Annotated in this window: 17 protein-coding genes and 2 pseudogenes (1 of these 19 only partly in view); 10 read left to right on the top strand and 9 right to left on the bottom strand. The window is 67.6% G+C overall.

Annotation, left to right across the window (positions count from 1 at the left end; all coding sequences use genetic code 11):
• The first annotated feature begins 101 nt into the window (after window positions 1–101).
• The 7 genes from lmeA (at window position 102) to ACFE99_RS04020 (ending at window position 4092) form a co-directional block, all read left to right on the top strand.
• Window positions 102–914, top strand: coding sequence for a mannan chain length control protein LmeA (gene lmeA, locus ACFE99_RS04050; RefSeq protein ID WP_375482685.1), 813 nt, complete (start codon window positions 102–104; stop codon window positions 912–914).
• 37 nt (window positions 915–951) lie between these two features.
• Window positions 952–1374, top strand: coding sequence for a thioredoxin family protein (locus tag ACFE99_RS04045; RefSeq protein ID WP_375482648.1), 423 nt, complete (start codon window positions 952–954; stop codon window positions 1372–1374).
• 5 nt (window positions 1375–1379) lie between these two features.
• Window positions 1380–1493 carry an Ms5788A family Cys-rich leader peptide gene (locus ACFE99_RS04040; RefSeq protein WP_372506532.1) on the top strand — a complete coding sequence of 38 codons (114 nt, stop codon included), beginning with the start codon at window positions 1380–1382 and terminating at the stop codon, window positions 1491–1493.
• A gap of 81 nt (window positions 1494–1574) precedes the next feature.
• A complete protein-coding gene (locus tag ACFE99_RS04035; RefSeq protein ID WP_375482646.1) occupies window positions 1575–2045 on the top strand; it encodes a DUF4395 domain-containing protein in 471 nt (156 codons plus the stop codon).
• A gap of 40 nt (window positions 2046–2085) precedes the next feature.
• Complete coding sequence (locus ACFE99_RS04030; RefSeq protein WP_375482644.1) at window positions 2086–2919, top strand: sulfurtransferase; 834 nt, start codon at window positions 2086–2088, stop codon at window positions 2917–2919.
• 2 nt (window positions 2920–2921) lie between these two features.
• Complete coding sequence (locus tag ACFE99_RS04025) at window positions 2922–3224, top strand: DUF1416 domain-containing protein (RefSeq protein WP_375482642.1); 303 nt, start codon at window positions 2922–2924, stop codon at window positions 3222–3224.
• 148 nt (window positions 3225–3372) lie between these two features.
• Entirely contained in the window at window positions 3373–4092 is a 720-nt protein-coding gene (locus ACFE99_RS04020; RefSeq protein WP_375482640.1) for an FABP family protein, read from the top strand.
• 316 nt (window positions 4093–4408) lie between these two features.
• On the opposite strand, the gene ACFE99_RS04015 is transcribed toward ACFE99_RS04020, so the two are convergent.
• Window positions 4409–5269 carry an aminodeoxychorismate lyase gene (locus ACFE99_RS04015; RefSeq protein ID WP_375482682.1) on the bottom strand — a complete coding sequence of 287 codons (861 nt, stop codon included), beginning with the start codon at window positions 5267–5269 and terminating at the stop codon, window positions 4409–4411.
• Window positions 5270–5428: 159 nt separating this feature from the next.
• Between ACFE99_RS04015 and ACFE99_RS04010 the strand changes: the two genes are divergently transcribed.
• Window positions 5429–6523, top strand: coding sequence for a YgfZ/GcvT domain-containing protein (locus ACFE99_RS04010; protein ID WP_375482638.1), 1095 nt, complete (start codon window positions 5429–5431; stop codon window positions 6521–6523).
• Window positions 6524–6660: 137 nt separating this feature from the next.
• Complete coding sequence (locus ACFE99_RS04005) at window positions 6661–6852, top strand: DUF3073 domain-containing protein (RefSeq protein WP_375482636.1); 192 nt, start codon at window positions 6661–6663, stop codon at window positions 6850–6852.
• Between the two features lie 22 nt (window positions 6853–6874).
• Here ACFE99_RS04005 and purM read toward each other — a convergent pair whose 3' ends face one another.
• The 6 genes and pseudogenes from purM to purL all read right to left on the bottom strand — a co-directional run bounded on the left by purM (window position 6875) and on the right by purL (window position 14903).
• Complete coding sequence (purM, locus tag ACFE99_RS04000; RefSeq protein ID WP_375482634.1) at window positions 6875–7963, bottom strand: phosphoribosylformylglycinamidine cyclo-ligase; 1089 nt, start codon at window positions 7961–7963, stop codon at window positions 6875–6877.
• Window positions 7964–8168: 205 nt separating this feature from the next.
• Window positions 8169–9712: pseudogene (purF, locus tag ACFE99_RS03995) on the bottom strand (amidophosphoribosyltransferase).
• A gap of 91 nt (window positions 9713–9803) precedes the next feature.
• Window positions 9804–10196: a sterol carrier family protein gene (locus ACFE99_RS03990; RefSeq protein WP_375482632.1), complete on the bottom strand. Its 393-nt coding sequence runs from the start codon at window positions 10194–10196 to the stop codon at window positions 9804–9806.
• 3 nt (window positions 10197–10199) lie between these two features.
• Window positions 10200–10832, bottom strand: coding sequence for a CPBP family intramembrane glutamic endopeptidase (locus tag ACFE99_RS03985; RefSeq protein ID WP_375482630.1), 633 nt, complete (start codon window positions 10830–10832; stop codon window positions 10200–10202).
• A complete protein-coding gene (locus tag ACFE99_RS03980; protein ID WP_375482628.1) occupies window positions 10832–12598 on the bottom strand; it encodes an alpha/beta hydrolase in 1767 nt (588 codons plus the stop codon). Before ACFE99_RS03980 ends, ACFE99_RS03985 begins: the two co-directional genes overlap by 1 nt.
• A 10-nt stretch (window positions 12599–12608) precedes the next feature.
• Window positions 12609–14903 carry a phosphoribosylformylglycinamidine synthase subunit PurL gene (gene purL / locus ACFE99_RS03975; protein ID WP_375482626.1) on the bottom strand — a complete coding sequence of 765 codons (2295 nt, stop codon included), beginning with the start codon at window positions 14901–14903 and terminating at the stop codon, window positions 12609–12611.
• A gap of 145 nt (window positions 14904–15048) precedes the next feature.
• Here purL and ACFE99_RS03970 point away from each other — a divergent pair, with 145 nt between their 5' ends.
• Window positions 15049–15294: a hypothetical protein gene (locus ACFE99_RS03970; RefSeq protein ID WP_375482624.1), complete on the top strand. Its 246-nt coding sequence runs from the start codon at window positions 15049–15051 to the stop codon at window positions 15292–15294.
• Here ACFE99_RS03970 and ACFE99_RS03965 read toward each other — a convergent pair.
• Both ACFE99_RS03965 and ACFE99_RS03960 read right to left on the bottom strand, forming a co-directional pair.
• Entirely contained in the window at window positions 15291–15377 is an 87-nt protein-coding gene (locus ACFE99_RS03965; RefSeq protein WP_375482680.1) for a hypothetical protein, read from the bottom strand. The genes ACFE99_RS03970 and ACFE99_RS03965 overlap by 4 nt on opposite strands.
• A 35-nt stretch (window positions 15378–15412) precedes the next feature.
• Window positions 15413–16031 (bottom strand): annotated as a pseudogene (locus ACFE99_RS03960) (helix-turn-helix domain-containing protein) (its annotated part continues 164 nt past the right edge of the window); the annotation flags it as partial.

Raw genomic sequence — 16031 nt, 5'->3', positions numbered from 1 at the left:
AGCCCGGCGACGATGCAGAGCGCGCAGCGCGATGAGGAGGAGCCGGGCGATTCAGGGCCAGCCGCGTACAGCGGCCGCCTGCCGGTCGGGTGGGCGACAATGTGCGGATGCGCAAGGTGCTGATCGGTGTGGTCGGTGCCGCCGTCGCGATCGTCGTCGCGATAGTCGGTGCCGTCGCCGCGGACTTCGGGACCAGCATCTACGCCGAGTACCGGCTGTCTCGGGCCGTGCGCGAGGCGGCTGACCTGGGCTCGGACCCGTTCGTGGCCATCCTGGGGTTTCCGTTCATCCCGCAAGCGATGCGCGACCACTACGACGAGCTGGAGATCAAGGCCAACGCGGTCGACCACGCGATGGTCGGCAAGGCCACCCTGGAGGCCACCATGCACTCGATCGGGTTGGCCGACTCGTCATGGCTGATCAGGCCGGACGCCAAGCTGCCGGTCGGCAAGCTGGAAAGCCGCATCATCATCGACTCGGTGCATCTCGGTCGATACATGGGCATCACCGACCTGATGGTCGAGGCGCCGCCCGAAGAGACCAACGACGCCACCGGGGGCACCACCGAATCGGGGATCTCTGGCAGTCGAGGACTGGTGTTTACCGGCACCCCGAAATCCGCCCACTTCGACAAGCGGGTCAGTGTTTCGGTGGACCTGTCGATTGCCGGCGCGGACAAGACCACGCTGGTGTTCACTCCCACCCGCATTTTGACCGGGCCCGACACCGCCAACCAGAACGTTCCCGACGACAAGCGAGCCGCCGTGCTCAGCGCCTTCAGCAAGCGGCTGCCCGATCAAAGGCTTCCGTTCGGCGTGGCGCCCACCAGCCAGGGGGCGCGCGGCTCGGACGTCATCATCGAGGGCATCACCCAGGGAGTAACGATCACCCTCGAAGGGTTTAAACAGTCGTGACTACCCGCCCACAATGGCCTCGACAGGAGGCCAGGCAGTGACTGCCGCCGTCGTCGCGATCGTCTGCGCCTTAGCGCTGGCAGGGCTCGCCGGCTGGCTTCTGATTCGGCGTTCCGGAGCCGTCCGCGCAACCCAGTCGGCTTCCGGCGAAGCGGGGGACGCCCACCGTGCCGGCTTGGATCTCTCGGCCACCGGACCGACCGTCGTGCACTTCAGCGCCCCCTGGTGTGGTCCCTGCGAGCGGGTGCGCCAAGTGGTCAACGAGGTCTGCGGCGACCTCGGTGACGTGGCGCACGTAGAGGTCGACCTGGACGCCAATCCGATAGCCGCGCGGCGGCTTTCGGTGCTGTCACTGCCGACCACGCTGATCTTCGACGCCGATGGGCGCCAGCGCTACCGCGCCGCCGGCGTCCCGTCGGTTGCCGAGCTGCGGTCAGCGCTGGTACCGCTGTTGGCTTGACCATCGTGTCATTAGGTAAGCTGTCCGACGTGTTCGCCCGCCTTGAGCCCATGCTCACCAAGCGCCGCGCAGTCGATCTGTGCCGCATCGCGGGCTGCTGCTGTTGTTGTAGCTGCTGAGCAGCGCGCCGTTTAGCGCCGCTCTCGGAGCAGCCATTCTGGCGTGCCCCCACCCTTCCAGTTGTCAACAGGAGCAGGTCTGTGTCGAGAACCAACACCACCGCCCAGGCAGACGGCGTGGACGTCCGCGGCCCGCGGTTCGTTGCGTGGGTCACCACCGCTGTTTTGGTGACGGCGCTGATCCTGTCCGGCTACAGCGCACCGATGGCCGCCACCGTGTTGGGTGTGCAGGCCGTCGTCTTCGCCGTAGGCGCTGTGCGGGGGCCCCGGCTAAATCCCTACGGGCTGGTGTACGCGAAAGTGCTGGCCCCGCGGCTGGGTCCTCTCACCGAGCGGGAGCCGGTGCCCCCGTTGAAGTTCGCGCAGCTGGTGGGCTTCGTATTCGCCGTCGTCGGGGTGGTCGGATTCGCCAGCGGAGTGACGGTGCTGGGCATCATCGCAACCGCGGCCGCGCTGGCGGCCTCGTTCCTCAACGCGGCGTTCGGGATCTGCCTGGGCTGCCAGCTCTACCCGCTCGTCGCCCGGCTACGACCCACACCGAGGTCCGCATAATCCACGACGTTTTCACCTGAGCAACCGAAAGGAACCCGTCATGGCACGCTCCGACGTCCTGGTCTCGGCAGACTGGGCCGAGAGCAATCTCGACACACCTGGCGTCGTCTTCGTCGAAGTAGACGAGGACACCAGCGCCTACGACAACGGCCACATCCGCGGCGCCGTCAAACTGGATTGGCGCGACGATCTTCAAGACCCGGTCCGGCGCGACTTCGTCGACGCCGAGCAGTTCTCGAAGCTGCTGTCCGACCGCGGCATCTCCAATGACGACACCGTCATCCTTTACGGCGGCAACAACAACTGGTTCGCCGCCTACGCCTACTGGTATTTCAAGCTCTACGGTCACGACAAGGTCAAGTTGCTCGACGGCGGCCGCAAGAAATGGGAGCTCGACGGCCGTCCGCTGTCTACCGACGCCGTCAGCCGCCCGACAACTTCCTACAACGCCAAGCAGCCGGATAACTCCATCCGGGCATTCCGCGACGAGGTGATCCGGGCGATCGGCGCGAAGAACCTTGTCGATGTCCGCTCCCCGGACGAGTTCTCCGGCAAGATTCTGGCACCGGCGCACCTGCCGCAGGAGCAGAGCCAGCGGCCGGGTCACATCCCCGGCGCCATCAACGTGCCGTGGAGCAAGGCGGCCAACGAAGACGGCACCTTCAAGTCCGACGATGAGTTGGCCAAGATCTACGCCGACGCCGGCTTGGACGGGTCGAAGGAGACGATCGCCTATTGCCGGATCGGTGAGCGCTCGTCGCACACCTGGTTCGTGCTGCGCGAGCTGCTCAGGCACCAAAACGTCAAAAACTACGACGGAAGTTGGACGGAATACGGCTCCCTGGTGGGAGTCCCGATCGAGTTGGGAAGCTGAATATGTGCACACCACCCAAGCAAGGACAGACGTTGCCGGCCAGCGTCGACCTGGAGAAGGAGACGGTGATCACCGGTCGCGTCGTGGACAGCTCCGGCCAGGCTGTGGGCGGGGCGTTCGTGCGGCTGTTGGACTCCTCTGACGAGTTCACCGCCGAAGTCGTCGCGTCAGCCACCGGTGACTTCCGGTTCTTCGCGGCGCCGGGGTCCTGGACGGTGCGCGCGTTGTCGCCCGCCGGTAACGGCGACGCGGTGGTGCGGCCGTCGGGCGCGGGTATTCACGAGGTCGACATCAAGGTCGCCTAGACCGGCCCGCGCCCGGCAACCCGGGTGACGGTGCGCGAACTAGACTCGTGGCCGTGGTCCTGTTCTTCGAGATCATGCTGGTCGCGGCCGTCGTGGTCATCGCATGGTTCGCGCTGTATACGCTGTATCGCCTCATCAGCGACGACTCGTGAGCCGCGCCGGCGACGATGCAGAGCGAAACGATGCGGAGGAGCGGCGCTCAACCCGCGCGGAACACCGTGACCGGCTGGCGGGTCGGATCGGCTCCGGCGAGCGGGCCCTGGCCGAAGCTGCCGAACGCGCCAAAGTGACTGCGGGCCGCAACATCCCGGTCTTCGACGACCTGCCTATCCCCGCCGACACCGCGAACCTGCGGCAAGGCGCCAACCTGAATGACGCGCTGCTGGCCTTGCTGCCGCTGGTCGGCGTGTGGCGCGGTGAAGGGGAGGGCCGCGGCACCCACGGCGATTACCGGTTCGGCCAGCAGATCATCGTCAGCCACGACGGCGGCGACTATCTGAATTGGGAGGCCCGGTCCTGGCGGCTGACCGAGTCGGGCGAGTTCGAGGGACTAACACTGCGCGAGACGGGTTTTTGGCGCTTCGTCAACGATCCCGCCGACCCGACCGAGTCTCAGGCCATCGAACTGCTGCTGGCGCACTCGGCGGGCTACGTGGAGCTGTTCTACGGGCGCCCGCGCACTCAGTCATCGTGGGAATTGGTCACCGACGCGCTTGCCCGCAGCAAGTCCGGCGTTCTCGTCGGCGGAGCCAAACGGCTCTACGGCATCGTCGAAGGTGGCGACTTGGCCTACGTCGAAGAACGGGTGGACGCCGACGGCGGGCTGGTGCCGCATCTGTCGGCACGCCTGTCGCGGTACGCCGGCTAGCGACCGCACACCGGTAGGCCAACCGACCGATTCTGGCCGCGCTGTTTCACGTCGGCCCCGCCCATCCGCGTGCCATCGTTTGCGGTGCGGCCCCAGACATGGGCAGCCCCCGAGCCTAAGTTCCTGGTTGGACAGACCGGGGGCTCGGGGGCCGGGTGACTGCGGGGAATTCACTAGCGCGCGCAAGTAATTCCTCGCCTAGCGCTGCTTAGCGCGCAGCCACCTCACATGTCCATAAGCTAATCAATTCTCGGACCACCTCCTTTCCTGTGTACGGCTGACCGTACGCGCCGAGCGGCGGACCGACAACTTCAATTCAGCGATCGCTGACGATGGCAGCGTCGACGAGTTCGGCGAACTCCGCGGCCATCGGTGCCCGCGGCAGCGCTCGGCCGTCGAGCGTGTGCACCCGCGCCGCCAACGTCATGCTCGAAACCAACCAAACGCCTTGGGCCGCAACGAGGTCGGATACTCGCAGGGCCCGGTAGTCGCAGTCGTAGCCTTTGGCGCGAGCCACTTCAAACAGCGCCTGCTGGGTGGTGCCGCGCAGTATCGGATACCACGGCGGCGGTGTGAGAAGACCGGTGGCGCCGCCTATGTCGGCGGCGATCACCACGGTCGAACGTGGGCCCTCTAAGACATAGCCGTCGGAGCTGACGAATATGACGTCACCGGCGCCCAGCCGGGCGGCGTGGCGCAGAGCCGCCATATTGACCGCATACGACAGTGTCTTGGCACCGGCGAGCAGCCACGGCATCTCGTCCGCACCGCTGGCGGGCAGTCCTCGGGGCAGCGTCACCGCGGCGACACCGTCGCGGCGTGCGGCGGCGATGCGATCGGCGAGCGGGTTGACTGTGACGTAGGCCGTCGGCGCCGACCCCCTCTCGCGGCCGCGGCTGTAGACCAGTCGCATCGCGCCTTCGTCAGCGGTGATGGCCGCCCACCGCCGCGCCGCCATGTCGATCGTGTTCCGCCACACTGGGAGGTCGGGTTGGGGCAAGTCCATCAACTTGGCCGAGTGGCTCAGCCGGCCCAGATGCGCTTCCACCAGGCACGCCGGGCCGTCGCGTACCAACAACGTCTCGAAGATGCCGTCGCCTCGCACGACGGCGAGGTCGTCGGCGCATATCAGCGGCGTATCCGGTGTCAATATCTCGCCGTCAAGCGTGACGACCACGCCCGTCTGGCTAGCCATGGACGTTCAGCCTAGCCCGGCGACGATGCAGAGCGCGCAGCGCGATGAGGAGCCGGGCAATCCAGGCTGATGCCATGCCAGGTCAGCTGGAGCCACGGTCATCGGGCTCGGGGCGGTCCCCCAGGTCCGTAGAGTTGGTGTGTGACCGCAGTTCCCGCTCCTGATACTGGGCCCGACGCCGGCGCCGTCTGGCATTACGGCGACCCACTCGGTGAGCAGCGCGCGGCCCAAACCGACGCCGTGGTGATCGACCGCTCCCACCGTGCTGTGCTCACGCTGACCGGCGCTGACCGGCAGAGCTGGTTGCACAACATTTCGACACAACACGTCAGTGAACTGGCTGAGGGTGCCAGCACCGAAAACCTCAGCCTCGACGGCCAGGGCCGGGTCGAGGACCACTGGATCCAGACCGAACTGGCCGGCTTCACCTATCTCGACACCGAAGCGTGGCGCGGTGAGCCGCTGCTCGACTATCTGCGCAAGATGGTGTTTTGGTCGGATGTGACGCCCGCCGCCGCCGATATCGCGGTGTTGTCGCTGCTCGGACCGCGGCTGAGCGAACAGCCGGTGCTCGACGCGCTGGGCGTGGACGTGCTGCCCGCCGCGATGACAGCCGTACTGCTGCCTGGCGGTGGGTTCCTGCGCAGGATGGCTGGTGCGCGGGGGGACCACATCGAGCTGGATGTGCTGGTGCCGCGGCGCGATTGGGCTGACCGGGTCCAGCGGCTGACCCAGGCCGGGGTGCGTGCCGCTGGGGTATGGACCTATGAAGCCCACCGAGTGGCTGCACTTCGCCCGCGGCTCGGTGTCGACACCGACGAGCGCACCATTCCTCACGAAGTGGGCTGGATCGGCGGACCGGGCGTGGGCGCAGTGCATCTGGACAAAGGCTGCTATCGCGGGCAGGAAACCGTTGCACGGGTACACAATCTCGGCAAGCCGCCCCGGATGCTGGTGTTGTTGCACCTCGACGGCTCGGCAGATCGACCGTCGACCGGCGATGCCGTGCTGGCCGGCGGACGCGCAGTGGGTCGGCTGGGAACCGTCGTCGACCACGTCGATCTCGGCCCGGTGGCGCTGGCTCTGGTCAAGAGAGGGCTGCCCGCGAACACCGCGCTCGTCACCGGAGCAGACGGTCAGGTCGCCGCGGTGATCGACCCCGATTCTGTGCCGCCTACCGACGTGGCGGGCGCGGGGCGGGTTGCCGTCGAACGGCTGCGTGGCACCACCCGATAGCGGGACGAGGCCAGGCAGGGCACGCCAGCGCACCGCCGCAGGGCACGGTAAACTACTCGACAGGACAATAACGACACCGACAGATCGGAGCCGCCTACTTGTTGGGCCGCTCCGTTATTGCGCGAGGGGGTCCCCCCATGGGCCGCGGCCGGGCAAAGGCAAAGCAGACCAAGGTTGCTCGAGAATTGAAATACAGCTCCCCGCAGACTGATTTCGAGCGGCTTCAGCGCGAGCTATCCGGTTCGGGCGCAGACGACTCCAACCGGCTCGACGGCGACGACCGGTTCTCCGACGACCCATGGGACGACGCCGACGAGTCACGCCGCTAACCGTTAGCCGCTGAGCCGAGCCTCAGAATCTCGGGTGCTGCCCGACGAGCTTCGCGCGCGGGCCTTCCTTACCGCCCTTGTTCACGGTGCCCAAGATCCAGCAATTCAAATGCCGGGCAGTCAAGATGGCCAACGCCCGGTCGGTGTCCTCCGGCGCGACGACGGCGACCATGCCGACGCCCATGTTGAACGTCTTTTCCATCTCCGCACGGCTGACCCGGCCCCGCTGCGCGACCATCGCGAACACCGGCGCCGGCGTCCACGTGCCGCGGTCAACCTCGGCCACCAGACCATGCGGGATCACCCGTTCCAGGTTCCCGGCCAGCCCTCCGCCGGTGATGTGGCAGAACGTCCGGACCTGGGTTTCGGCGGCCAGCGCCAGGCAGTCTTTGGCGTAGATCAGGGTCGGCTCGAGCAATTCTTCGCCCAGCGTGCGGCCGAACTCCTCGACGTAGCCCTCCAAGTTCATCCGGTCGATCTCCAACAGGACGGTGCGGACCATCGAGTACCCGTTGGAATGCAGCCCGGAGGAACCCATCGCGATGAGGACGTCACCGGGTTTGACGCGCTCGGGCCCCAACACATCGTCGGCCTCGATGACCCCGACGGCGGTGGCCGAGAGGTCGTAGTGGTCGGGCTCGATCAGGCCGGGGTGCTCAGCGGTCTCGCCGCCGAGCAGCGCGCAGCCCGCGCGAATGCACCCGTCGGCGATGCCGGCGACGATCGCGTTGAGCCGCTCCGGCACAATGCGCCCCAAGGCGATGTAGTCGAGAAGGAACAACGGCTCGGCGCCGCAGACCACCAAGTCGTCGACCACCATCGCCACCAGGTCCAGCCCGACCGTGTCGTGCTTGTCCATCGCCTGCGCGATCGCCAGCTTGGTGCCCACCCCGTCGCTGGACGCGGCCAGTATCGGTTCACGGTAATCGCCGCGTAGGGCGAACAACCCGGCGAAACCACCGAGCTTGCTGCGTACCTCGGGGCGGGTGGCCTTCGACGCGAGCGGCTTGAACAGTTCGACGGCGCGGTCACCGGCTTCAATGTCCACCCCGGCCGCCGCGTAGGTGATGCCCTGGGGATGTTTTCCGGTGTCTTTCCTATGGTCGGCCATCGCCGATAAAGGCTACCGGTCAGCGCCCAGCTGTGGTCGGATTGGCCGGCTCCTCCTCGGGCCGCTCCACGGCCCGCATCGTCGCCGGCTGTGGTCGCATTGCCCGGCTCCTCCTCGGGCCGCTCCACGGCCCGCATCGTCGCCGCCTGTGGTCGGATTGCCCGGCTCCTCCTCGGGCCGCTCCACGGCCCGCATCGTCGCCGGCCTAGGGGCGCCGTAACGCTTCTGCGGCAAGAACGGCCTCGTCGGCCGCAATATCGGCCGGCACGCTCCCGCGCGCAGCGGTGGTAAGCATCTGCTCGATGACGTTCTTGCCCAAGGCGGATTCGCTGGACAGCTCGATCGGGTAGCTGCCGTCGAAGCAGGCGGTGCAGAGCCGCGAGGCGGATTGTTCGGTGGCCGCGATCATGCCCTGCTGCGAGATGTAGCCGAGCGTGTCGGCGCCGATGGCGTGGCGCACCGCCTCGAGCATCTCCTCCTCGTCGTCAACGGCGTTGGCGATCAGCTCCGCCGGGGAGGGAAAGTCGATGCCGTAGAAGCACGGCCACTTCACCGGCGGTGATGCGATGCGCACGTGCACTTCGGCCGCGCCTGCCTCGCGCAGCATCCGCACCAGGGCGCGCTGGGTGTTGCCCCGCACGATCGAGTCGTCGACGACGATCAGCCGCTTGCCGCGGATGACTTCTTTGAGCGGGTTGAGCTTGAGCCGGATGCCGAGCTGGCGGAGGGGTTGCGACGGCTGGATGAAGGTACGCCCCACGTAGGCGTTTTTCATCAGGCCCTGCCCGTAGGGGATACCGGATTCCTGCGCGTAGCCGACCGCGGCCGGCGTTCCCGATTCCGGTACCCCGATTACCAGGTCAGCGTCGATCGAGCATTCGCGGGCCAGCCGGCGACCGATCTCGAGCCGCGCGGCGTGCACCGAGCGGCCGGCGATCATGCTGTCCGGCCGGGCCAGGTAGACGTATTCGAAGACACAGCCCTTGGGCGTGGGGTCGGCGAAACGGCTGGACCGCACCCCGTCGGCGTCGATCGCGAGCAGTTCGCCGGGTTCGATGTCGCGGACGAACGAGGCGCCGACGATGTCCAGCGCGGCGGTTTCGGAGGCCACCACCCAACCGCGATCCAGGCGTCCTAGGCACAGCGGCCGCACCCCGTGCGGGTCGCGGGCCGCATACAGGGTGTTTTCGTCCATGAACGTCAGGCAGAATGCGCCGCGCACCGTCGGCAGCAGCTCCAATGCCGCTTGTTCCAGCGTTGAGTCGGCCGCTGCGTGGGCCAGCAGCGCGCCCGGATGTCGGAGTCGGTGGTGGCCGCCCCGGGCCGCCGTGGGTTGATCAGCCCCGCTTTGCGGGCGCGGCCAACCAGATCGGTGCTGTTCACCAGATTGCCGTTGTGTCCCAGCGCCACCCCGGTGCCTGCCGCGGTGGTCCGGAACACCGGCTGGGCGTTCTCCCAGGTGGTCTGGCCACTGGTGGAGTAGCGGCAGTGCCCGACGGCGACGTGGCCGGGCATGGCCGCCAGTGTCTGTTCGTCGAATACCTGGCTGACCAGGCCGAGATCCTTGAATACCAGCACCTGCGACCCGTCGGCGACAGCAATGCCGGCGGCTTCCTGGCCGCGGTGTTGTAGCGCATAAAGGCCGTAGTAGGTGAGTTTGGCGACTTCCTCGCCGGGGGCCCATACCCCGAAGACACCGCATTCTTCGCGGGGCGGATTCTCTACGGGCAGGGGCTGCTGGACGGTCACGATCTGGCGGCTCCGGAAGGTTGGTGACGTAACGGAGTCTACGGGGAGGGTGGCTGAGTCGCAGAATCCAGCTCGCGAGTTGCGCTGCCCATCAACTCGGCAGGCTCACCACCGGCAGCCATCGTTCGATCTCGCCGGCCCGCGCGCCCGACAGCTGCAGCGTCCCGGCGGCCTTAGCCGCCGTCACCGGCGGCAGCCCGGTGGCCAGCAGCAGCCAGGTTCGCGGGTCGGTCTCGACGACATTGGGCGGTGTGCCGCGGGTATGCCGTGGACCGGCGATGCACTGCACCGCGACGAACGGCGGGATCCGGACTTCGACGCTGGCGCCGGGCGCTTGTGCGGCCAGGGTGTGCGCGGTCAGCCGAACCGCGGTCGCCAGGCCGGCCCGTTCAGGAGCTGGCTGGCTGTCGTCGCGGAGCCAGTCGGCGACGGCCAAGACGGCCCGGCAGGTCTTCGCCGGATCGGCGCTCTGGCGGGCGGCCATACCCTAGCTGCCCGACCGCCGCTGGATGGTGAGCGCGGCTGCCGCCGCGGTTTCGTTGATCGCCAGGTGCACCAGCATCGGCGCGGCCAGGCTGCCGGAACGGTCGGCCAGCCAGCCGAACAGCCAGCCCGCGACGCCGGTGACGAGGACAGTCGCCGGCACCGGCTCGCCCGCCGCGCGGGCGTCGGCGATGTGGGAGAGCCCGAACGCGACGGCCTGCACCAGCCGCCCCCCGGATTCGCCGAAGCCTTCGCCGGCGACAGTCGCCAGTGCCGCACGGAACGCAGCCTCCTCGGCCCATACCGTGCCCACGGGTATCCGTAAGGCCAGCCAGGCCGGCACCGACTGCGGCAGCTCGCGGGTGGACATCGACAGCCGCACCACCGGTACCGGCGCCGTCGCTGCGACTGTGGTCGCCGCAGCAGCCCCGGTTGCCAGGCCCCATCGCAAACCGACCCACAACCGCGGCGCAGACAACCCGATGCGTGAACCGGTCAGCGCTACCAGCACTGCGGCTCCACCGGCTTGCACCGGCACTCGCCACCGCAGCGGTATCCGCGGCACGACAAAGCTCGACCCGACCAGCACGGCGGCCAGCAGAAGTGCACGTAGCCTCTCAAACGTGCTGTCGCGCATCAGTTCTCGGACCCGTCAGCGCCTTCCGATTGCTTGAGCGCGACACGCATGCGTTCGGTGTCGGCCAACGTCCAGCCGTCCGGCGGCACTACCGCGGCCCAGCCGTCCAAGACCGTGTTGGAGTAGTTGTGGCCATGCCCGCCCGGCATCGCCTCGGCTTCGGTGAGGTCCGCGCTGACCTGCCAGAAGGTGACGACGGGATACCAGCGCATCGACGCGGCGCGGTCGTGGCCCGGTGGTTCGACGAGCCAATCCGGCCGGCTGAACAGCAAATCGGGGGACCACCAGACGACCGGGTCGGATGGGTGCTGCAGAAACAGCACCCGCGTACCGTCCCACGGTTGCGCCGCGAGCCGGTCGATCTCGACGGGATCGATGGCCTCAGAGAACCGCACGGTCCGCCCGTTGTCGTAGCGCGGCTGGACCTCTGTGGACCCCGGATCGCGGCGCACAATCAGCGCGTGCCACAACGGACTTTCGTGTGGTGGCCCCACCCACAGCACCGCGTCGAAGCCCATGTTGGCGATGTCGGGCAAGAACCCGAAGGCCGCCTGGCCGGCCATCGAACCCAGGCTCTCGCCGTAAAGCACCAATTTCGGCCGATGATCCGGCGGCAATTGCTCCCAGCGGTCGTGAATGGTATCGATCAGCGTCTTGCCGGAATCCATCGACTTCTGCCGGTCAGCCAGAAACGAAACCCAGCTGGGCAGATAGGAATATTGCACCCCGGCCATCGCCGTGTCGCCGTTGTACATCATCTCCAGCGAACGCGCCGCCACCGGGTTGATCCAACCGGTACCCGTGGTCGGGATGAGAACCAGCAGCTTTCGGTTGAACGCGCCGGTGCGCTCGAGCTCGCCGAGAATCACCTGCATCCGGTCGCGGTCGTCGTCGGCGGTCTCCAAACCGGCGTACACCCGGATAGGTTCCTTGGCGGCCCGACCGTTGAGTCTGGCGAGCTCGGGGGCGTGCGGGCCGGTCGCGACGAAGTTGCGGCCCTGGAACCCGAGCGTGTCCCAGGGTGCCAATGATGCTGGGCTGCCGGACTTTTCGGGCAATAACGGCTGATGTATGTCGGCGCCGGTAGCGTTGTTCCGCGGCTCGGAGAGGGCATTCATCCCGATGAAGAAGCCTCGCACCAGCACGCCGTTGATCAAGGTGACTAGCAGCACCACAACGATCGTTGTCCCGATGAACAGCGCCACCTCGTTGTGCAGATGCCAACGCCTGATCAGCATCCGGGCCAGCAGCTTGACAGCGTCGATGAGCACCCGGCAGGTCGCTACCAGAAGAGCGCTCACCACCGCCGCGACGATCAGCGTGCGCAGGTAGCCCAAGGTCGTTGGCCCGGGGATGCCCATCAGCGCCGAGACCTGCCGCTGCCAGGCCGCCGCCGGGATGACCATCAGCACCGCGGCCGTCGGCGCGATCACGACGACGGCTGCCTTCAGGCCGAACAACACGCGCGCCGGTGGCGGCCACCAACGGGCGGTCCGCAGCACGAACCGCTGCGCGGCTTTTTCCAGCAGCACACCCAGCCCGTAGCCGAAGGCGGCGTTGATGCCGCCGATCAGTCCTTGGAACAGCCAGTTTCTGGGCAGCAGCGACGGTGTCAGCGACAAGCAGAAAAACAGCGCGCCGAAAACCACTCCACTAAATCGCAGCCGCACCAAGCTCCACGCCCACACCACCAGCGGGTGCCGCCCGTCGGCCCCAGCCGGTTCGGCGACCGGCTCGGCGGTGGCGTCATGTACCGGGGTGCTCATGCTCGGATACTCATCCGAACAGTGCGGGCAGCACCGCTTCGGAGGTGCCGCGCAGCTCGGCCAGGGATACGGTGAACAAGCCCTGAACTTCCACCGCGTCCGATGCTGGGTCGACGACCCCGATCCGCACGGCGGGCAGCCCGCGCACTTCGCACAGGGAACGAAACCGGCTCTCCTCCGTGCGCGGCACCGCCACCAGCATCCGGCCGGCTGACTCGGAGAACAGCATCACGAACGGATCGGTGCCCTCGGGAAGCACGATGCGGCAACCGGTTTCGCCGGCCAGCGCCGATTCCACCACTGCGATGGCCAGGCCCCCCTCGGACAGGTCGTGGGCCGCCGACACCAACCCGTCGCGGGACGCCGCGGTCAACACGTCGGCCAGCAGCTTTTCGCGGGCTAAATCGACTTGGGGTGGCAACCCGCCGAGGTGGTCGGCGGTCACCTGCGCCCACACCGAACCGTCGAATTCGTCGCGGGTGTCGCCGAGCAGTATCAGCGTCTCCCCCGCCTCGGTACCCATCGCGGTGGGGATGCGCCGGTGCACGTCGTCGATGACGCCGAGCACACCGACCACCGGGGTGGGCAGGATCGGAGTGGATCCGGTCTGGTTGTAGAAGCTGACGTTGCCGCCTGTCACCGGAATGTCCAGGGCCGCACAGCCATCGGCCAAGCCGCGGACCGCCTGCGCGAATTGCCACATCACCGCCGGGTCTTCCGGTGAGCCGAAGTTGAGGCAGTTGGTGACCGCGACCGGGGTGGCTGCGGTGACGGCGACATTGCGATACGCCTCGGCCAGCGCCAGCTGCGCGCCGGCGTAGGGATCGAGCACCGTGTAGCGGCCGGACGCGTCGGTGGCCACCGCAATGCCGCGGCCGGTGGACTCGTCGACGCGCAGCATGCCCGCATCGGCCAGCTCGGCCAGCACCGTGTTGCCGCGCACGTAACGGTCGTACTGTTCGGTGATGAATTTGCGGCTGCACAGGTGCGGACTGCCAAGCAGCGCAAGCAACGTCGCTCGCAGCTCGTCGCCGGTGGCGGGCCGCGGCAATCGGGTGGACCGGTCGGCGTTGAGTTGGTCCTGCGACTCCGGGCGGGCGAGCGGACGCTGGTACACCGGTCCCTCGTGGGCCACCGTGCGCGGCGGCACGTCGACGACCGTCTCGCCGTGCCAGGTGATGCGCAACCGGTCGCCGTCGGTGACCTCACCGATGACGGTGGCCAGCACCTCCCATTTGCGGCACACCGCCAGAAAAGCGTCCACGTTGTCCGGCGCCACCACCGCGCACATCCGCTCCTGGGACTCGCTGCACAGCACCTCGGCGGGTGTCATCCCCGTGGTGCGCAGCGGCACGGTGTCCAGTTCGATGGCCATGCCGCCGTCGCCTGCAGAGGCCAATTCCGAAGTAGCACAAGCTAACCCGGCCCCGCCGAGGTCCTGGATACCGATCACCAGACCGCCCGCGTACAGCTCCAGGCAGCATTCGATGAGCACCTTTTCCATGAACGGGTCGCCGACTTGAACCGACGGCAGCTTTTTGCGCCCCGGTCCGGCCTCGTCGCCGCCAAAGGTGTCCGACGCCAGCACCGACACCCCGCCGATACCGTCGAGCCCGGTGCGAGCGCCGAACAGGATGATCTTGTTTCCGGCGCCGGAAGCGAACGCGAGGTGCAGGTCCTCCTTGCGCAGCACGCCGACACACAACGCGTTGACCAACGGGTTGCCCGCATAGCAGGCGTCGAAGACGGTCTCACCGCCGATATTTGGCAGGCCCAGGGAGTTGCCGTAGCCCCCGATACCGCGGACCACGCCGTCGACGACGCGGCGGGTATCCGGGGCGTCGGTGGGGCCGAAACGCAACTGGTCCATTACGGCGATCGGCCGCGCCCCCATGGCCATGATGTCGCGCACGATGCCGCCCACGCCGGTGGCCGCGCCCTGGTAGGGCTCGACGTAAGAGGGGTGATTGTGGGATTCGACTTTGAAGGTGACGGCCCAGCCGTCGCCGATGTCGACGACACCGGCGTTCTCCCCGATGCCGGCCAGCAAGCTGCCGCGCATCTGCTCGGTGGTGGTCTCGCCGAAGTAGCGCAGGTGCACCTTGGAGGACTTGTAGGAGCAGTGCTCGCTCCACATCACCGAGTACATGGCCAGTTCGACGTCGGTGGGCCGGCGCCCCAGGATGTCGCGGATGCGCTGGTATTCGTCGTCTTTGAGACCCAGCTCACCGAAGGGTTGCGGCTGATCAGGGGTGGCGGCGGCCCACTCGACGGTATCGACCGTGTGCGTGAGCCCGAACGTCACGCAGTCAGTCTAGATTCCCACCGCGCTGACGCCGCGGTAGACGTTTGCATCCGTGACGGATGGGTAGCCGCAAAGAGTCCGGCGACGACGCGGGACGCGGGACCCAAGGAAGAGCCGGACCATAAGGACCGAGTCCGATGGGAGGATGACGATGACTGCTGAGACCGGACAAGTCACCGGCACCAAAGACAAGAACTACAACCTGATTTGGTACACCGAGCAGTGCCTGGAAAACGCGCTGCGGCTGGAAACCTACATCCAGGACGCCGAGCGCGACGGCGACAACGAAGTCGCCGACCTGTTCCGCAAGGCGCAGGCCGACAGCCGCAAGGGCGCGCGGATGGCCGAGCAGCTGCTCGCCAGGCGGCTCGAAGAAGCGTTTAAGGCCTAGCGCCCGGCGACACAGAAGGCGTTGCCGTCGGGGTCGGCCAACACGACCCAGCGCAAGTTGTCACCGATCCTGTGCTGGCCGATGCGGCTGGCGCCACGGACCCGATTTGTGCGGTGCGCAGCAGATCGGCGGTCGCGGCATCGGCGGGATAGAACAACTCGACGGCAAGTTCAGCGAGGGTGACGTCGAGGGGTGTGCCAAACGTCGTCAGCGTTGTGAACATTGAAAGCCGTTGCCCGCCAGGTATTTCGAGTTCCAACGGAACCAGCAGCGAAGCATTGCCGTGCGGCGCGTTCCATGCCGCCGCAGCAGTCGCGACGCCGGGATAGCCGCGCACCTCCTCGTGGAGTTCCTGCAACGCCGCGTCGCCGGTGAGCGCGATGGTGCGCCGGAGCTGATGCAGCAGATAGCCCGCCCATTCCTCGAAGTTCAGGGTCCGGCCGGCGAGGCCGTCGGGGTGCAGCGACAGGCGGTAGACGTTGGCGGGCGGCCCGAGCAAGCCCTGCGGTAGGCCAGCGGTCAGTGCGGCCGCCGCAGCGTTGGTCCCGACGATGTTCCAGCACCGATCAATAACGATGCCGGGGTAGGGATCGTGCGCATCCAGCAGCCGCTGCACGGCGGCCCGAGCCAGCGTTAGCGCGTCGTGTTCCAGGGGGCGCGACGGATAGCGCGGGGCATAGCCGGCGGCCAGCAGCAGTGTGTTGCGTTCCCGCAGCGGTACGTCGAGGCCCTCCGCC

The organism is uncultured Mycobacterium sp., from assembly GCF_964249325.1.
In the GTDB taxonomy this organism is placed as follows: domain Bacteria; phylum Actinomycetota; class Actinomycetes; order Mycobacteriales; family Mycobacteriaceae; genus Mycobacterium.
Note: the sequence above shows the minus strand (reverse complement) of the source record. Positions and strands in the feature narration are given on the sequence as shown.

Bases quoted from the DNA above. Each gene is read 5' to 3' on its own strand.
- ACFE99_RS03985 (WP_375482630.1), bottom strand. From the start codon at position 10,832: ATGCGCGACAGCACGTTTGAGAGGCTACGTGCACTTCTGCTGGCCGCC.
- ACFE99_RS03990 (WP_375482632.1), bottom strand. From the start codon at position 10,196: ATGGCCGCCCGCCAGAGCGCCGATCCGGCGAAGACCTGCCGGGCCGTC.
- ACFE99_RS03980 (WP_375482628.1), bottom strand. From the start codon at position 12,598: ATGAGCACCCCGGTACATGACGCCACCGCCGAGCCGGTCGCCGAACCG.
- ACFE99_RS03970 (WP_375482624.1), top strand. From the start codon at position 15,049: ATGACGATGACTGCTGAGACCGGACAAGTCACCGGCACCAAAGACAAG.
- purM (WP_375482634.1), bottom strand. From the start codon at position 7,963: ATGGCCGACCATAGGAAAGACACCGGAAAACATCCCCAGGGCATCACC.
- ACFE99_RS04030 (WP_375482644.1), top strand. From the start codon at position 2,086: ATGGCACGCTCCGACGTCCTGGTCTCGGCAGACTGGGCCGAGAGCAAT.
- ACFE99_RS04005 (WP_375482636.1), top strand. From the start codon at position 6,661: ATGGGCCGCGGCCGGGCAAAGGCAAAGCAGACCAAGGTTGCTCGAGAA.
- ACFE99_RS04025 (WP_375482642.1), top strand. From the start codon at position 2,922: ATGTGCACACCACCCAAGCAAGGACAGACGTTGCCGGCCAGCGTCGAC.